This window comes from Flavobacterium profundi, from assembly GCF_006491645.1.
Lineage (GTDB): Bacteria > Bacteroidota > Bacteroidia > Flavobacteriales > Flavobacteriaceae > Flavobacterium > Flavobacterium profundi.
In genome coordinates this window covers 85,459-98,844 of the sequence record NZ_VDCZ01000011.1, presented here as the reverse complement: position 1 = coordinate 98,844, position 13,386 = coordinate 85,459, and the positions used below count along the sequence as shown (strand labels likewise).

At 31.6% G+C, this 13,386-nt stretch carries 15 protein-coding genes; 8 read left to right on the top strand and 7 right to left on the bottom strand.

Annotated features, from left to right (window positions below):
• Nucleotide 1: 1 nt before the first annotated feature.
• From FHG05_RS13940 to FHG05_RS13925, 4 genes are all read right to left on the bottom strand, one after another.
• Nucleotides 2-466 carry a hypothetical protein gene (locus tag FHG05_RS13940; protein ID WP_140998714.1) on the bottom strand — a complete coding sequence of 155 codons (465 nt, stop codon included), beginning with the start codon at nucleotides 464-466 and terminating at the stop codon, nucleotides 2-4.
• A gap of 11 nt (nucleotides 467-477) precedes the next feature.
• On the bottom strand, nucleotides 478-1,290 hold the full coding sequence (gene murQ / locus FHG05_RS13935; protein ID WP_140998713.1) for an N-acetylmuramic acid 6-phosphate etherase: 813 nt from the start codon (nucleotides 1,288-1,290) through the stop codon (nucleotides 478-480).
• 75 nt (nucleotides 1,291-1,365) lie between these two features.
• Nucleotides 1,366-2,076: a ZIP family metal transporter gene (locus tag FHG05_RS13930; protein ID WP_140998712.1), complete on the bottom strand. Its 711-nt coding sequence runs from the start codon at nucleotides 2,074-2,076 to the stop codon at nucleotides 1,366-1,368.
• Complete coding sequence (locus FHG05_RS13925; protein WP_140998711.1) at nucleotides 2,076-2,819, bottom strand: class I SAM-dependent methyltransferase; 744 nt, start codon at nucleotides 2,817-2,819, stop codon at nucleotides 2,076-2,078. The genes FHG05_RS13930 and FHG05_RS13925 overlap by 1 nt, the downstream gene beginning before the upstream one ends.
• A 159-nt stretch (nucleotides 2,820-2,978) precedes the next feature.
• On the opposite strand from FHG05_RS13925, the gene FHG05_RS13920 reads away from it, so the two are divergent.
• The 4 genes from FHG05_RS13920 (at nucleotide 2,979) to FHG05_RS13905 (ending at nucleotide 6,561) form a co-directional block, all read left to right on the top strand.
• Nucleotides 2,979-4,145, top strand: a complete 1,167-nt coding sequence (locus FHG05_RS13920) for a THUMP domain-containing class I SAM-dependent RNA methyltransferase (protein ID WP_140998710.1) — start codon at nucleotides 2,979-2,981, stop codon at nucleotides 4,143-4,145.
• 10 nt (nucleotides 4,146-4,155) lie between these two features.
• Entirely contained in the window at nucleotides 4,156-4,389 is a 234-nt protein-coding gene (locus FHG05_RS13915) for a hypothetical protein (RefSeq protein ID WP_140998709.1), read from the top strand.
• Between the two features lie 9 nt (nucleotides 4,390-4,398).
• Complete coding sequence (locus FHG05_RS13910) at nucleotides 4,399-5,745, top strand: RCC1 domain-containing protein (RefSeq protein WP_140998708.1); 1,347 nt, start codon at nucleotides 4,399-4,401, stop codon at nucleotides 5,743-5,745.
• Nucleotides 5,746-5,952: 207 nt separating this feature from the next.
• The gene (locus FHG05_RS13905; protein ID WP_157504272.1) at nucleotides 5,953-6,561 is read left to right on the top strand and encodes a hypothetical protein; all 609 of its coding nucleotides are present in this window, start codon (nucleotides 5,953-5,955) and stop codon (nucleotides 6,559-6,561) included.
• Between the two features lie 42 nt (nucleotides 6,562-6,603).
• On the opposite strand, the gene FHG05_RS13900 is transcribed toward FHG05_RS13905, so the two are convergent.
• Complete coding sequence (locus FHG05_RS13900; protein WP_140998706.1) at nucleotides 6,604-6,885, bottom strand: GNAT family N-acetyltransferase; 282 nt, start codon at nucleotides 6,883-6,885, stop codon at nucleotides 6,604-6,606.
• A 202-nt stretch (nucleotides 6,886-7,087) separates the two neighbouring features.
• Between FHG05_RS13900 and FHG05_RS13895 the strand changes: the two genes are divergently transcribed.
• Both FHG05_RS13895 and FHG05_RS13890 read left to right on the top strand, forming a co-directional pair.
• Complete coding sequence (locus FHG05_RS13895; RefSeq protein ID WP_140998705.1) at nucleotides 7,088-7,759, top strand: alpha/beta hydrolase; 672 nt, start codon at nucleotides 7,088-7,090, stop codon at nucleotides 7,757-7,759.
• 3 nt (nucleotides 7,760-7,762) lie between these two features.
• Nucleotides 7,763-8,665 carry a lytic transglycosylase domain-containing protein gene (locus FHG05_RS13890; RefSeq protein ID WP_140998704.1) on the top strand — a complete coding sequence of 301 codons (903 nt, stop codon included), beginning with the start codon at nucleotides 7,763-7,765 and terminating at the stop codon, nucleotides 8,663-8,665.
• A gap of 56 nt (nucleotides 8,666-8,721) precedes the next feature.
• Here the strand turns inward: FHG05_RS13890 and FHG05_RS13885 are convergent, their stop codons facing one another.
• Nucleotides 8,722-9,237 (bottom strand): DUF2892 domain-containing protein, encoded by a 516-nt coding sequence (locus FHG05_RS13885; RefSeq protein ID WP_140998703.1) that lies wholly within the window; start codon nucleotides 9,235-9,237, stop codon nucleotides 8,722-8,724.
• Nucleotides 9,238-9,401: 164 nt separating this feature from the next.
• On the opposite strand from FHG05_RS13885, the gene rpmH reads away from it, so the two are divergent.
• Both rpmH and carB read left to right on the top strand, forming a co-directional pair.
• Nucleotides 9,402-9,563 (top strand): 50S ribosomal protein L34, encoded by a 162-nt coding sequence (gene rpmH, locus FHG05_RS13880; protein ID WP_008464848.1) that lies wholly within the window; start codon nucleotides 9,402-9,404, stop codon nucleotides 9,561-9,563.
• A 258-nt stretch (nucleotides 9,564-9,821) separates the two neighbouring features.
• Nucleotides 9,822-12,674, top strand: coding sequence for a carbamoyl-phosphate synthase large subunit (carB, locus tag FHG05_RS13875; protein WP_140998702.1), 2,853 nt, complete (start codon nucleotides 9,822-9,824; stop codon nucleotides 12,672-12,674).
• Between the two features lie 57 nt (nucleotides 12,675-12,731).
• Here the strand turns inward: carB and FHG05_RS13870 are convergent, their stop codons facing one another.
• Entirely contained in the window at nucleotides 12,732-13,253 is a 522-nt protein-coding gene (locus tag FHG05_RS13870) for a hypothetical protein (protein WP_140998701.1), read from the bottom strand.
• Between the last annotated feature and the right edge of the window lie 133 nt (nucleotides 13,254-13,386).

The following is a 13,386-nucleotide window of genomic DNA, read 5'->3' as shown; positions in this document are numbered from 1 at the left end:
TTTAAAAAGTGATATTCAATCCAATACCATTTGAATTGGTAATTACTTTCATGTCAAATTGATAGCCTAAACTATTTGAATTATCTTTTACACTTTCATTATAAAGTTCAATACTTTTAGCTCGCATTCTGGTTCTACCCGAAAGGACTGGAATAGAAACGCCTATTAATCCAGCGCCCACATAGGTAAAACCTGAAGGGTAATCTACATCAGAAACCAAACCTTTTACCACATCTCCAATTATTAATCCAATTCCGCCACCTAATAATAAGCCACCAACAGATTCTTTGGTTCTAGATTTTTTATATAATTGTAAAGCTTCAGGGTTAGCTGCTAAGGTTTTTGTGATTTCGTGTTTATAGACTAAAGCATCATTCACATAATATTTGTTATCTCTCACTTCAATTTGTTGAGAAAAAATTAAGCTAATAGTAAAGAAACAAAAAAGAGAAAGTATTTTTTTCATAGTTTTAAAAGTTAAGGTTTATAGTTGGTTACAGCATTTCTTACACTGCCATATTTTAATAATAATTTTTTAGCGAATTCATATTCAATGGCTAATTCTTCCATAATCATTTTGGTACCGCGATCGACTAATTTGTCATTACTCAATTGCATATCAACCATTTTGTTACCTTTCACTTTTCCTAATTGAATCATAGTGGCAGTTGAAATCATATTTAAGACTAATTTTTGAGCCGTTCCTGCTTTCATACGACTACTACCAGTAACAAATTCTGGTCCTACAACTACTTCGATAGGAAATTGAGCAGTTATAGCTAAAGGGCTTCCCGCATTACACGTAATACAACCCGTACTAATACCGTTTTCATTACATTGTTCTAGTCCTTTAATTACATAGGGAGTCGTTCCTGAAGCAGCAATGCCGATTACCACATCATTAGTGTTAATTAGCCATTCTTGTAAATCGACCCAAGCTTGAGTAGTACTGTCTTCTGCATTTTCAACTGCTTTTCTAATAGCGGCATCACCACCAGCAATTATACCAATAACTAAATCAAATGGAACCCCAAAAGTAGGTGGACATTCGGAAGCATCTACAATTCCTAAACGCCCAGATGTACCAGCACCAATGTAAAAAAGACGGCCTCCAAGCTTCATTTTAGTAACAATTTCGGTTACTAAAGTCTCTATTTGAGGAAGCGCTTTTGCAACAGCTAATGGAACTGTTTGATCTTCTTTGTTAATATTAGTCAACAAATCATGAACCGACATTTGCTCTAAATGTTCATATTTAGAGGTTTGTTCTGTAGTTTTAGTAAAGTGCATTTTATAGTAATGATATAACTGCTAAAATACAAAGATTTTTTCGGTATTTAGAATTTTAGATTTAGAATTTAAAAGCTAAATAGAATAAGCTAAAACAATCCCTAAAACAATTACCGTAAGTTTGGCTAAATTAAATTTATGACCTTCGCTTGTTTCAAATATAATAGTTGAAGAAATATGGAATAAAATTCCAATCACGATGCCAGAAATTTGAGTATAATACTCACTCAAAAAGGTTAAATGAGCCGATAAATAGGTGCCTAACGGTGTCATTGTTGCAAAAACCAACATAAAAAAGAAAATGGCTTTTCGATTCAAATGGGCATTCACAAAAAAAGTAGTCAAAATAATAGCAATTGGAAAATGGTGAATGGCAATTCCATAGGCTAAATGATTGTGTGCACTAATCGGCATTCCTTCTAATAGCGCATGTAAACATAAACTAAAAAACAAAAGCCAAGGAATTTGATGTAGCGTTTGATGTCCGTGTACATGACCATGTTCCGCACCTTTAGAGAAATATTCTAAAATAATTTGGAAAACAATACCAATCATGATAAAAATACCAATAGCACTATTGTGATTATGATGATGATCTTCTGTATGATGTAAATCAGCTTCGTATACTTCTGGTAACAAGTGCATTACAGTTAATGATAATAAAAAAGCACCACTAAATGCGAGGAGTAGTTTTAAATTCTTTTTACTTTTTGGACGAAAGTAAAGCGCTATAAAATATCCTATCAATACAGATAGCAACGGTAAAAAATAGACACTATAATCCATTATTTAAAAATCATGATTAAACGTTCTGAATCGTTTTTGTAAAATTTTTGTAGTTTGTAATTTCCAAAAATATCCAGTAAATATACACCAGCTTCTTCCATCATTTGTTCAAAATCAGCTAATCGAAGTGCCTGGACTTTTTCTGTAAAATGATATTTTTCTCCTTCGTGAGTAAATGCAATTTCTTTGAAAATATGATTGTCTTTTACATAACGTTTGATGTGAAAATCAATATCTTCAACGGTCTTAATCTCTTCTGGTACTAAGTTAGCAATTACATAGTCAACATTCATAAAATCGATACAAGCAAATCCGGTTTCGTTTAAGCTATTATGAATCGCTTTTATGGTAGTGAGATTGTCTTCGTCGTTTTCAAAATAACCAAAACTGGTAAATAGATTAAAAATGGCATCATATTTTTCTTCACAAATGTCACGCATATCATGTACTTTGAAATGCAATTTTTCGTTTTCAAATTGAGACGCCTCTGCAATACTATTCTCAGATAAATCTGCTCCAGTTACCTCATAACCAAGCGAATTTAAATAAATGGAATGACGGCCTTTTCCACAAGCTAAATCTAATATCTTAGCTTCTTCAGGAAGATTCAAATAACCCGTTAAGTTATCCATGAAATATTGTGCTTCCTGATAATCTCTATCTTTATATAAAATATGGTAAAAAGGGGTGTCAAACCATGAAGCATACCATTTTTGGTTAATTGAGTTCTTGTTTTCAGTCATTATTCTTTTGCGCACTAATTAATCTTGCAAACCTACATAAAATTTGCTTTCATATAAAATTATTATGTAAAGAATATAGCTTCGTTCGTCCTAAATGAAACAAATAAAAGATTTAGAATAAATTTAATGTATTTTTGCAATTGAAATTGATGTTTGAACATGGAAAATTTTAAAATGGTTGCCAAAACCTTATTTGGATTTGAAGAAGTATTAGCAAAAGAATTGTTGCAACTTGGTGCACAAAAAATTGAGCAAGGAACTAGAATGGTTAGTTTTATAGGAGATAAAGGGTTTATGTACAAAGCCAATTTAGCTTTACGAACCGCTTTGAAAATACTAAAACCAATTAAAACGTTTAAAGCGTATAATGATAAGAGTTTGTATGATGGAATTCAAAAAATTGATTGGTCGGAATACCTTACCGAATACAAGACATTTGTAGTAGAAACTACTTTACATTCGGAACATTTTAACCACAGTCAGTTTGTCGCTTTAAAAACAAAAGATGCTATAGTGGATCAATTTAGAGATGCTACAGGGAAACGCCCAAATATTGATAAAGACTTTCCCGATTTGCGTATTCATATTCATATCGACCGAGATATGGTTACCGTTTCTTTAGATACTTCTGGAGAATCCTTACACAAAAGAGGTTATAAAACAGCTACGAATATAGCACCAATTAATGAAGTGTTAGCGGCAGGAATGTTGTTGTTGTCGGGTTGGGATGGGAACAGTCATTTTTTAGATCCTATGTGCGGTAGTGGTACCATTTTAGCTGAAGCAGCGATGATTGCTTGTAATATTCCAGCTAATATTAATAGAAAAGAGTTTGCTTTCGAGAAATGGCAAGATTGGGATAGTGAATTATTTGATAAAGTATTGGAATCTTTATTGAAAAAAACACGTGAATTTCATTATACCATAACCGGTTATGATAAAGCACCGAGTGCAGTTGCGAAAGCTAAAGATAATATTAGGAATGCCAATTTAGACGAATATATTTCCATTCGTCAGGCTAATTTTTTCGATACGGAAAAAATGACTGAAGGGCCTTTGCATATTGTGTTTAATCCTCCTTATGGAGAACGTTTGGATATTGAAATGGAACGTTTTTACAGAGAAATTGGTGATACGATGAAACAAAAATATCCCAATACAAATGCTTGGTTTATTACGGCCAATTTAGAAGCTTTGAAATTTGTGGGTCTGAAACCCAGTCGAAAAATCAAATTATTTAACGGAAAATTAGAAGCTCGATTCGTAAAATACGAAATGTATGCGGGAAGTAAAAGAGCTAAATTTCAAACGGATACTAACTATTAAAAAAGAAATCATGAGTAAAAAAACAAAAGCATTTTTATACAATCTTTTAGGTTTTACCTGTTTTTATGTTCCTGCTTATTTGATAATTATGCACTTTACAGATTTAATAGGTTTTTGGATAGCAGGACCTTCTTTTATTGTTTCGTTATTTCTTTCGCCTAAATTTCAATACATGCAAACCCATGAAGGTGAAAAAATATTTATGAAATGGATATTTGTAAAAGGAATTCGTGAAGTGAAGTAAATTAATTATATGAGATATATTTTATTTTTAGCCATATTTTTTTATTTCCCAACTAGTAAAGCACAGTGTTGGAAAGAAATTGCTACAGGGAATGGGCATACAGTAGCTATAAGTATTGACGGTACTTTATGGGCTTTAGGACATAATAATAATGGTCAATTAGGGGACGGAACTAATAGTGATAAAACGTCTTTTATTCAAATTGGAACTGATACGAATTGGGATAAAGTGACTACAGGTTTTAATTTTACCATTGCTTTAAAAACAGATGGGACATTATGGTCTTGGGGTCTAAATAATGTTTATCAATTAGCTGATGGAACTAACAATAATAGAAATTTTCCAATGCAAATAGGAACTGATAACGATTGGAAGGAAATAAATACGGGTTATTATCACACATTAGCAATAAAACAAAATAATACATTATGGGGATTTGGAGGCAATACATTTGGACAAATTGGTTTAGGAAATTCCTCAACAATAACAGAACCAATGCAAATAGGTAGTGATAATGATTGGTATACTATTAGCTCAGGAGATTTTCATAATTTAGCCATTAAGAATGATGGTTCTTTATGGGCATGGGGTGAAAATGATTTTGGTGCATTAGGAGACGGGACCACTGATCAAAGAATGACACCTATTCAAATTGGTTTTGATTTAGATTGGACTAAAATAGATGCGGGAGCAGACTTTTTTTCTTTAGCGATTAAGACGACTGGAGAATTATTTGCTTGGGGAAATAATCAACAAGGTCAAGTAGGTGATGGAACTAATATTGATAAGCATATTCCAACTCAAATTGGTACCGAAACAGATTGGAATACTGTGTCAGGCGGTTTTAGAGATTCTCATGCTATAAAAACAGATGGTACTCTGTGGTCTTGGGGAAGCAATCAATACGGACAGTTGGGTAATGGAACTAATGTGGATGAAAATTCACCTGTGCAGATAGGCACAGATTTATGGATGAAGATAGATTCTTATGGGCATACTATGGCTTTAAAATCCGATGGTACCTTGTGGACCTATGGAGCTAATTTTTTTGGTCAGGTGGGTGACGGAACAACTGATCATAGAAATACTCCTTATAATATAAGTTGTTCTGTTCTTTCGTCAGATTCTTTCGAGAATAATTATAATTCTATTGTTATTTATCCAAATCCTGCGAAAAGTTATATTTCAATTTTAAACCTAAATTCTACTCAAGAATATACAATTACAGATGTTTTTGGAAAAAAAATAGATTCAGGTTTCATTTCATTTAACGATAAAATTTATATCGAGAAATATGATAGAGGAGTATATTTTATTAAAATTAAGGAAAAGAATTTTAAATTTATAAAGAAATAGATTGAAAATATATAAAAAGTGTCTAAGTATCGAGACATTTTTTAAACGTTGTAATTTTATATTTGTTGTATAAATATTTGTAAAAGGAATTCGTGAAGTAAAGTAATACCAAGATTGTTAAATAAAACAAAAAATCACCTAAAATGGTGATTTTTTTTATTTCCTAGACTCTATATTTGCGCCCAAATAATAAACAAATATAATAAAATGATTACAAAAAAAATGAAAGCTTTTTTAGTTTGCTTTTCGATGTTAGTAGTAACAAGTTGTTCGGTTGAAGATGGTAAAGATGGTGTTGGATTTGAAGAATTAGTCAAATTTGGTGACGTAAAACTTACATTAACAGGTGTAAGACCAGATGAAGTGTCGTTTTCTAAAACAACAGCTTTTAAATTTACCTCAGTTGAAGGAAGCGATTATAGTAGTAGTAATTCTGTGCAACCGAACGGAAGTGATTTAACTTTCAATATTCTAAGATATTTAAGTTCGCCTGATGATGTATTTCAAGAATCTACAGTATCTTTTAGTTTGAATGTAACCGATGCTGGATTGGCTACAGAAGCATTAGAATTAAATTCATTTCGAATTGAAAATTTTGCTATAGTAGGTGATGATTTAAAGTATTTTGTACTTTCAGATAGTTATGATACTACAAGTCCAAGTACAAATATTCAAATTACAAATTATAGTTTTAATGATGCTACGAATGAATTAAAGTTTTCGTTCTCATTTGATGTACCCGCTTTAAATAATGATTCAGATCATGATTTGAATGTAAAAGGAGAAGTGAAGGTTATTGTATTAGAAGAAATCTAAAAACTCATGATTTATAAAAAAGGCCTCAATTGAGGCCTTTTTTTATATTTTAATACCAGGAGGTAACATGTCTTGGTATTTACGATTCTTTCTAAAAAATTTGATAAGTTTAAGATGCGTTGGAACTACTTTTAATTTTCTGTCTTCTGCTATAGATAGTACATTTTTAATGAATTCTTCGTGTAGGGCTTCATCCGAATTTTCGTTTTCGCAAAATTTTGTCAAAAAAATCTTTCGCTCTTGTAACGAATATTCGATAGATACTAATCCATCATCAGTAATAGTTTCAAATTGTCTTAACAACTCATTGTCTTTAATTTCCATTGGTTAATGCTTTAAAATTAAAATTTAACAATCTGTAAAGATTTATCCAATTGCTAAAATTATACATTGCAAAGTTAACGATTTGATAATCAATTTCAAATAATTTTAACTTTTAAGATTTTTTGTACAGATATGTTAAATAACACCCGTTTTACAATAGATTTAGTACATTTATGTTTTCTAAAAGATAATTACGCTTTACATGTCAAAAATAGCTGTTTACTTTATGCCTGGTTTGGCTGCAAGTTCAATCATATTTGAAAATATTAAGTTACCTGAAGATACCTTCGAAATGCATTTTTTAGAATGGTTTGTACCAAAGCCAAAAGAATCTCTAGAAGCATATGCATTGCGAATGACAAAGGAAATTAAGCATAAACAACCCGTGTTAATCGGTGTTTCTTTTGGAGGCATTTTGGTACAAGAAATGAGCAAGTATATTGAAACTAAAAAAATAATTATCATTTCAAGTGTAAAGACTAATAAAGAAATGCCAAGTCGAATGAAAATTGCTAAAAAAACTTTGGCCTATAAATTGATACCCACTAGTTTGTTGTCGAATGTGGAATTATTGGTTAAATATGCTTTTGGAGATAATATTATTGCAAGCCGACTCAAATTATATGAAAAATATTTAAGTGTTCGTGATAAAAAATATTTGGATTGGGCGATAGAAAACGTAATTTTATGGTCTAGAGACAAAGCAGATGAAAAAGTAATTCATATTCATGGTGATTCTGATTCCGTTTTTCCTATCCAAAATATAAAAAATGCAATAATTGTAAAAGGAGGAACGCACATTATGATTATTAATAAATACAAATGGTTGAATGAAAATTTACCCAAAATTATAAACCCAATTGAAAAAACATAAATTATGAAGAAGGATGTTGTAAAAAGAATTGTTTTAATTTGTGCTGTAATCACAGTTAGCGGATTATTTATTTATGCGACAAAAAGCAATGTCGTACAAATTGCTCATGTAGATTATCCTACACAAATGAATTTTGCTCAAGAAGTTGTACCAACTTACATGGTGGATGTTCAAGAGCGATTAGATCGAGAAATGGTAACCAATATTAATTATCATACCAATACGACTTTAGTCATTAAAAGAGCCAATAAGGTTTTTCCAATTATAGAACCTATCTTAGCTAAAAATGGTATTCCAGACGATTTCAAATACTTAGCAGTTATAGAAAGCAGTTTAGTAAATGCTGTTTCTCCAGCTGGTGCAAGAGGGGTTTGGCAATTTATGCCTACGACAGCGAAAGAAAAAGGAATGGAAGTAAATGATTTTGTTGATGAACGTTATGATTTGGAAAAATCTACGCAAGCTGCTTGTGATTATTTGAAAGAAGCATATTTGAAATTTGGTAGAAATTGGACTTTAGCTGCCGCTTCTTACAATGGAGGTATGGCTGGTGTTCAAAAACAGTTGGAATCTCAAAAAGTAACGAGTTATTATGATGTTTTACTAACGGAAGAAACAGCACGTTATGTGTATCGTATTCTAGCCTTAAAAGAAATTATGAAAAACCCACAAAAGTATGGTTTTGAAATTCCAACGCATGCTTTGTATTCTGAAATACCCGTTAAAAAAATTGAAATTGACTCAACAGTAACTGATTTGGCCGATTTTGCTTTGGCTCAAGGAATAAACTACAAGATTTTAAAAATTCACAATCCTTGGTTGAGAGATAAATCCTTGCCTAATAAAGCGCGAAAAAAATATACAATAGCAATTCCTACGGAAGGATATAGTAAATTAGAAAACTAATAATAAAAAAGCACTCGTTTAGAGTGCTTTTTTAATTTTATCGAAAGAAGAAATTGTTAGATTTTCTTCATTTGCTCTTTCATCATTTTAATTTGGTCTTTTAACATGCCATGTTTGTCTAGCTTTTTGGCTTCTGTTAATAAGTTGTTAGCTTCCATTTTACGTCTTTTAGTCATGGCAATACCTGCTAATTGTAATTTTGCTAACGCTAAATCTTGATCCATAGACAAACCTAATTCTACCGCTTTTTTGAAAAATTTCTCTGCTTGAGTTAAATTAGTTTGTGAAACCATTATTCCATTAAGGTAGTTATAATATCCTTGTTGTTTTCGTACTAAAGCGCTTTCTGGATTCTTAATTTTATCTAACCATTTTTTCGCACCATCCATATCTTGCTTTCTCAATTTTAAGAAAGCCAATAAAATCATCTCATTTTTAAAATATAAAAAGATAAAAATTGTAGATAACAATAATAAGAAGATTCCGTTTCCAATATTGCCTTCTGTAAATTGATAGACTGCAAACGCAATGATTAAACCTGCTAAAACTAATTTAATATTTTTGTTGAACATAATTATTTTTTTAAGTGTTGCAAAGGTAATAAAATCAATTAAAAATATTTTTAAAAAAGTACTTGCTATTGAAAAAAGACTTTGTATATTTGCACTCGGTTTTACAAAAAGAGAACCAAGAGTTAAAAATTCGATTTTATTTATAGATTTTAAAAATACAAGCAATGAGTAAGAGAACATTTCAACCATCAAAAAGAAAAAGAAGAAACAAGCACGGTTTCATGGATAGAATGGCTTCTGCAAACGGAAGAAAAGTGCTTGCTCGTAGAAGAGCTAAAGGAAGACACAAATTGACTGTTTCTAGCGAACCTAGACATAAAAAATAATGTTCTTTTACCAAGCAACAATATCAGGTGTTACTATTTTTTAGTAACACCTTTTTTTTAATCTTTTCGTGAGAAAAGTAACAACGTTTTGATAAATAAGGTTATTATAATCTGATTATTAAGGTAATCATAGAAAAAATAAAAATATATGAGATAATCTTTTTAATTTTGATAGCATTCAAATGATTCCCTTACAGCAAGATTTTTTTAAAACGAAAACAACAATAAATAATATAACTACACAACAATAACTACACAATGCCAAAAGACAATTCTATTAAATCGGTTTTAATTATAGGTTCAGGTCCTATCGTAATTGGTCAAGCGTGTGAGTTCGATTATGCAGGTTCGCAATCGGCTCGCTCCTTAAAAGAAGAAGGTTTAGAGGTTATTTTGATTAACTCTAATCCAGCAACAATCATGACAGATCCTACTATGGCGGATCATGTTTATTTAAAACCTTTAACTACAAAATCTATTATTGAAATTCTTAAAGCACATCCGCAAATTGATGCCGTTTTACCAACCATGGGTGGTCAAACTGCGTTAAATTTATGTATTGAAGCAGATGAAAAAGGAATTTGGAAAGATTTTAATGTTAAGATGATAGGTGTCGACGTTAATGCCATTAATATTACAGAAGACAGGGAACAATTCAAACAATTATTGCAAGAATTAGGAGTAGGTGCTGCACCTGCTAAAATTGCCAATTCCTTTTTAAAAGGAAAAGAGATTGCACAAGAATTTGGTTTTCCATTAGTGATTCGTCCTTCTTTTACATTGGGTGGAACAGGAGCAGCTTTTGTGCATACGAAAGAAGAATTTGACGAAAAACTAACCTATGGTTTGGAAATGTCTCCTATTCACGAAGTGTTAATTGATAAAGCACTTCTTGGATGGAAAGAATATGAATTAGAATTACTACGTGATAAAAACGATAATGTAGTTATTATATGTACTATCGAAAATATGGATCCAATGGGAATTCATACAGGAGATAGTATCACCGTTGCACCAGCAATGACTTTATCAGACAGAACGTATCAAAAAATGCGTGATATGGCCATTTTAATGATGCGTGCTATCGGAAATTTTGCAGGTGGTTGTAATGTTCAGTTTGCAGTTTCTCCTGATGAAAAAGAAGACATTGTAGCAATTGAAATTAATCCGCGTGTCTCCCGTTCTTCGGCTTTAGCTTCTAAAGCGACAGGGTATCCAATTGCTAAAATTGCAACAAAATTAGCTTTGGGATACAACCTTGACGAATTGCATAACCAAATTACAAAATCAACTTCAGCTTTATTTGAACCTACACTGGATTATGTAATTGTAAAAATACCTCGTTGGAATTTCGATAAATTTGAAGGTTCAGATCGAACGTTAGGTTTACAAATGAAGTCGGTAGGAGAAGTAATGGGAATTGGCCGTTCGTTTCAAGAAGCCTTACATAAAGCGACACAATCTTTGGAAATTAAAAGAAATGGGTTAGGAGCTGATGGTAAAGGCTATAAAAATTACGAACAAATCATAGAGAAGCTAACGTATGCGAGTTGGGATCGTGTGTTTGTGATTTATGATGCCATTGCCATGGGAATTCCGTTAAGCAGAATTCATGAAATTACAAAGATTGATATGTGGTTCTTGAAACAATATGAAGAACTATTCCACTTGGAAAAAGAAATTGCCAACTATAAAGTAGATACACTTCCAAGAGAATTGTTGTTAGAGGCAAAACAAAAAGGATATGGTGACCGTCAAATTGCGCACATGATGGGTTGTTTGGAGAGTCAAGTCTATAAATTACGTCAGGATCAAAAGATAAATCGTGTTTATAAATTAGTAGATACTTGTGCGGCTGAGTTTAAGGCGTTAACCCCTTATTATTACTCTACTTTTGAAGCTGAAATTGAAAAAGCAGATGGAACGCGTTATGTGCATAACGAAAGTATCGTAACAGATAAGAAAAAAGTTATTGTTTTAGGTTCGGGACCTAATCGTATTGGACAAGGAATCGAGTTTGATTATTCTTGTGTTCACGGTGTTTTAGCTGCTAAAGAATGTGGTTATGAAACCATTATGATTAACTGTAATCCAGAAACGGTATCCACTGATTTTGATACAGCAGATAAATTGTACTTTGAACCTGTGTTTTGGGAACATATTTATGATATCATTCAGCATGAGAAACCAGAAGGTGTTATTGTACAATTAGGAGGCCAAACCGCTTTAAAATTAGCAGAAAAATTATCAAAACACGGTGTAAAAATCATTGGAACTTCATTTGAAGCTTTAGATTTAGCAGAAGATAGAGGTCGTTTTTCTAATTTATTGACCGAATTACAAATTCCTTTCCCAAAATTTGGTATCGCTGAAAGTGCAGAAGAAGCGTCTCAATTAGCGGATTCATTAGATTTTCCATTGCTCGTACGTCCTTCTTATGTATTAGGAGGTCAAGGAATGAAAATTGTAATTAATAAACAAGAATTAGAAGAACATGTTATTGATTTATTGAAATCGATTCCAGGGAATAAATTATTATTAGATCATTATTTGGATGGTGCTATCGAAGCTGAAGCAGATGCCATTTGTGACGGGGAAAATGTGTACATTATAGGAATTATGGAGCACATTGAGCCTTGTGGCGTGCATTCAGGAGATAGTAATGCCACCTTACCACCTTTTAACTTAGGGGAATTTGTGATGCAACAAATAAAAGACCATACGAAGAAAATTGCGATTGCATTGAAAACGGTTGGTTTAATTAACATTCAGTTTGCAATCAAAGACGATACGGTATATATCATTGAAGCCAATCCGAGAGCTTCTCGTACGGTACCATTTATAGCGAAAGCGTATCAAGAACCTTATGTCAATTATGCGACTAAAGTGATGCTTGGGCAAAATAAAGTAACCGATTTTACTTTCAATCCGCAATTGAAAGGTTATGCGATTAAGCAACCAGTTTTCTCATTTAGTAAGTTTAAAAATGTGAACAAAGCGTTAGGACCCGAAATGAAATCTACGGGAGAAAGCATCTTGTTTATCGATGACTTAAAAGACGATCAGTTCTATGAGTTGTATTCGAGAAGAAAAATGTACTTAAGTAAATAAGAAAAAAAATCCCAACGGAAACGTTGGGATTTTTATTTATTTGAATTTTGAAATTGTCTATTTTGTTTTGGAAGTTAAAACCATAATGGCATCATATTCTTCGTTATTAAAAAGTAAAAATTTGGAACCCATATTATAAATTTTTATATCTTGAACATCTTCAGCAGGATTTAGAGCATAGGCTTGTTCTTTGCTGATAATTTTATTATCTAGAATAAATAAGATTTTACTGTCTTTTGAATTAGGCGATACTGTGTTTTTAGTAAGAGTGGTAGAAATTAACAATACACCATCTTCAGCTTGTTCTCCCCAAATAGCCTTTCCAGTTTCTGATGTTTTGTTAAAAGTATTTATATTGGCTATAATTTCTGATTTTAAACTTTTGAGTATTTTTGATTTGTCTTTTTCAATTGGTTTTCCATCAAGTACAACTAATGGAGTTTCTCCAAAATCTGAAGGTTGGTTATTTTGTTTAATTAAATCATTTACACTAGTATTTGTTTTCTCATTAAATAAAGTTACTTGAGAATAACTACTATATGTTAGTATAAACGTTATTATAAAAAATGTTTTTTTCATTTTGTGTTTTGTTATTTTAATGCAATTATAATGAAATAAATCTATGGTATTTAAAAATAGATTCTTTATATATTTTATTTGTCATTTGTATAGTGTACAAAACACACAAGGCTTCACTGAATTTCAGGAAACC

Bases quoted from the DNA above. Each gene is read 5' to 3' on its own strand.
- FHG05_RS13940 (WP_140998714.1), bottom strand. From the start codon at position 466: ATGAAAAAAATACTTTCTCTTTTTTGTTTCTTTACTATTAGCTTAATT.
- murQ (WP_140998713.1), bottom strand. From the start codon at position 1,290: ATGCACTTTACTAAAACTACAGAACAAACCTCTAAATATGAACATTTA.
- FHG05_RS13930 (WP_140998712.1), bottom strand. From the start codon at position 2,076: ATGGATTATAGTGTCTATTTTTTACCGTTGCTATCTGTATTGATAGGA.
- FHG05_RS13925 (WP_140998711.1), bottom strand. From the start codon at position 2,819: ATGACTGAAAACAAGAACTCAATTAACCAAAAATGGTATGCTTCATGG.
- FHG05_RS13920 (WP_140998710.1), top strand. From the start codon at position 2,979: ATGGAAAATTTTAAAATGGTTGCCAAAACCTTATTTGGATTTGAAGAA.
- FHG05_RS13915 (WP_140998709.1), top strand. From the start codon at position 4,156: ATGAGTAAAAAAACAAAAGCATTTTTATACAATCTTTTAGGTTTTACC.
- FHG05_RS13910 (WP_140998708.1), top strand. From the start codon at position 4,399: ATGAGATATATTTTATTTTTAGCCATATTTTTTTATTTCCCAACTAGT.
- FHG05_RS13905 (WP_157504272.1), top strand. From the start codon at position 5,953: ATGATTACAAAAAAAATGAAAGCTTTTTTAGTTTGCTTTTCGATGTTA.
- FHG05_RS13900 (WP_140998706.1), bottom strand. From the start codon at position 6,885: ATGGAAATTAAAGACAATGAGTTGTTAAGACAATTTGAAACTATTACT.
- FHG05_RS13895 (WP_140998705.1), top strand. From the start codon at position 7,088: ATGTCAAAAATAGCTGTTTACTTTATGCCTGGTTTGGCTGCAAGTTCA.
- FHG05_RS13890 (WP_140998704.1), top strand. From the start codon at position 7,763: ATGAAGAAGGATGTTGTAAAAAGAATTGTTTTAATTTGTGCTGTAATC.
- FHG05_RS13885 (WP_140998703.1), bottom strand. From the start codon at position 9,237: ATGTTCAACAAAAATATTAAATTAGTTTTAGCAGGTTTAATCATTGCG.
- rpmH (WP_008464848.1), top strand. From the start codon at position 9,402: ATGAGTAAGAGAACATTTCAACCATCAAAAAGAAAAAGAAGAAACAAG.
- carB (WP_140998702.1), top strand. From the start codon at position 9,822: ATGCCAAAAGACAATTCTATTAAATCGGTTTTAATTATAGGTTCAGGT.
- FHG05_RS13870 (WP_140998701.1), bottom strand. From the start codon at position 13,253: ATGAAAAAAACATTTTTTATAATAACGTTTATACTAACATATAGTAGT.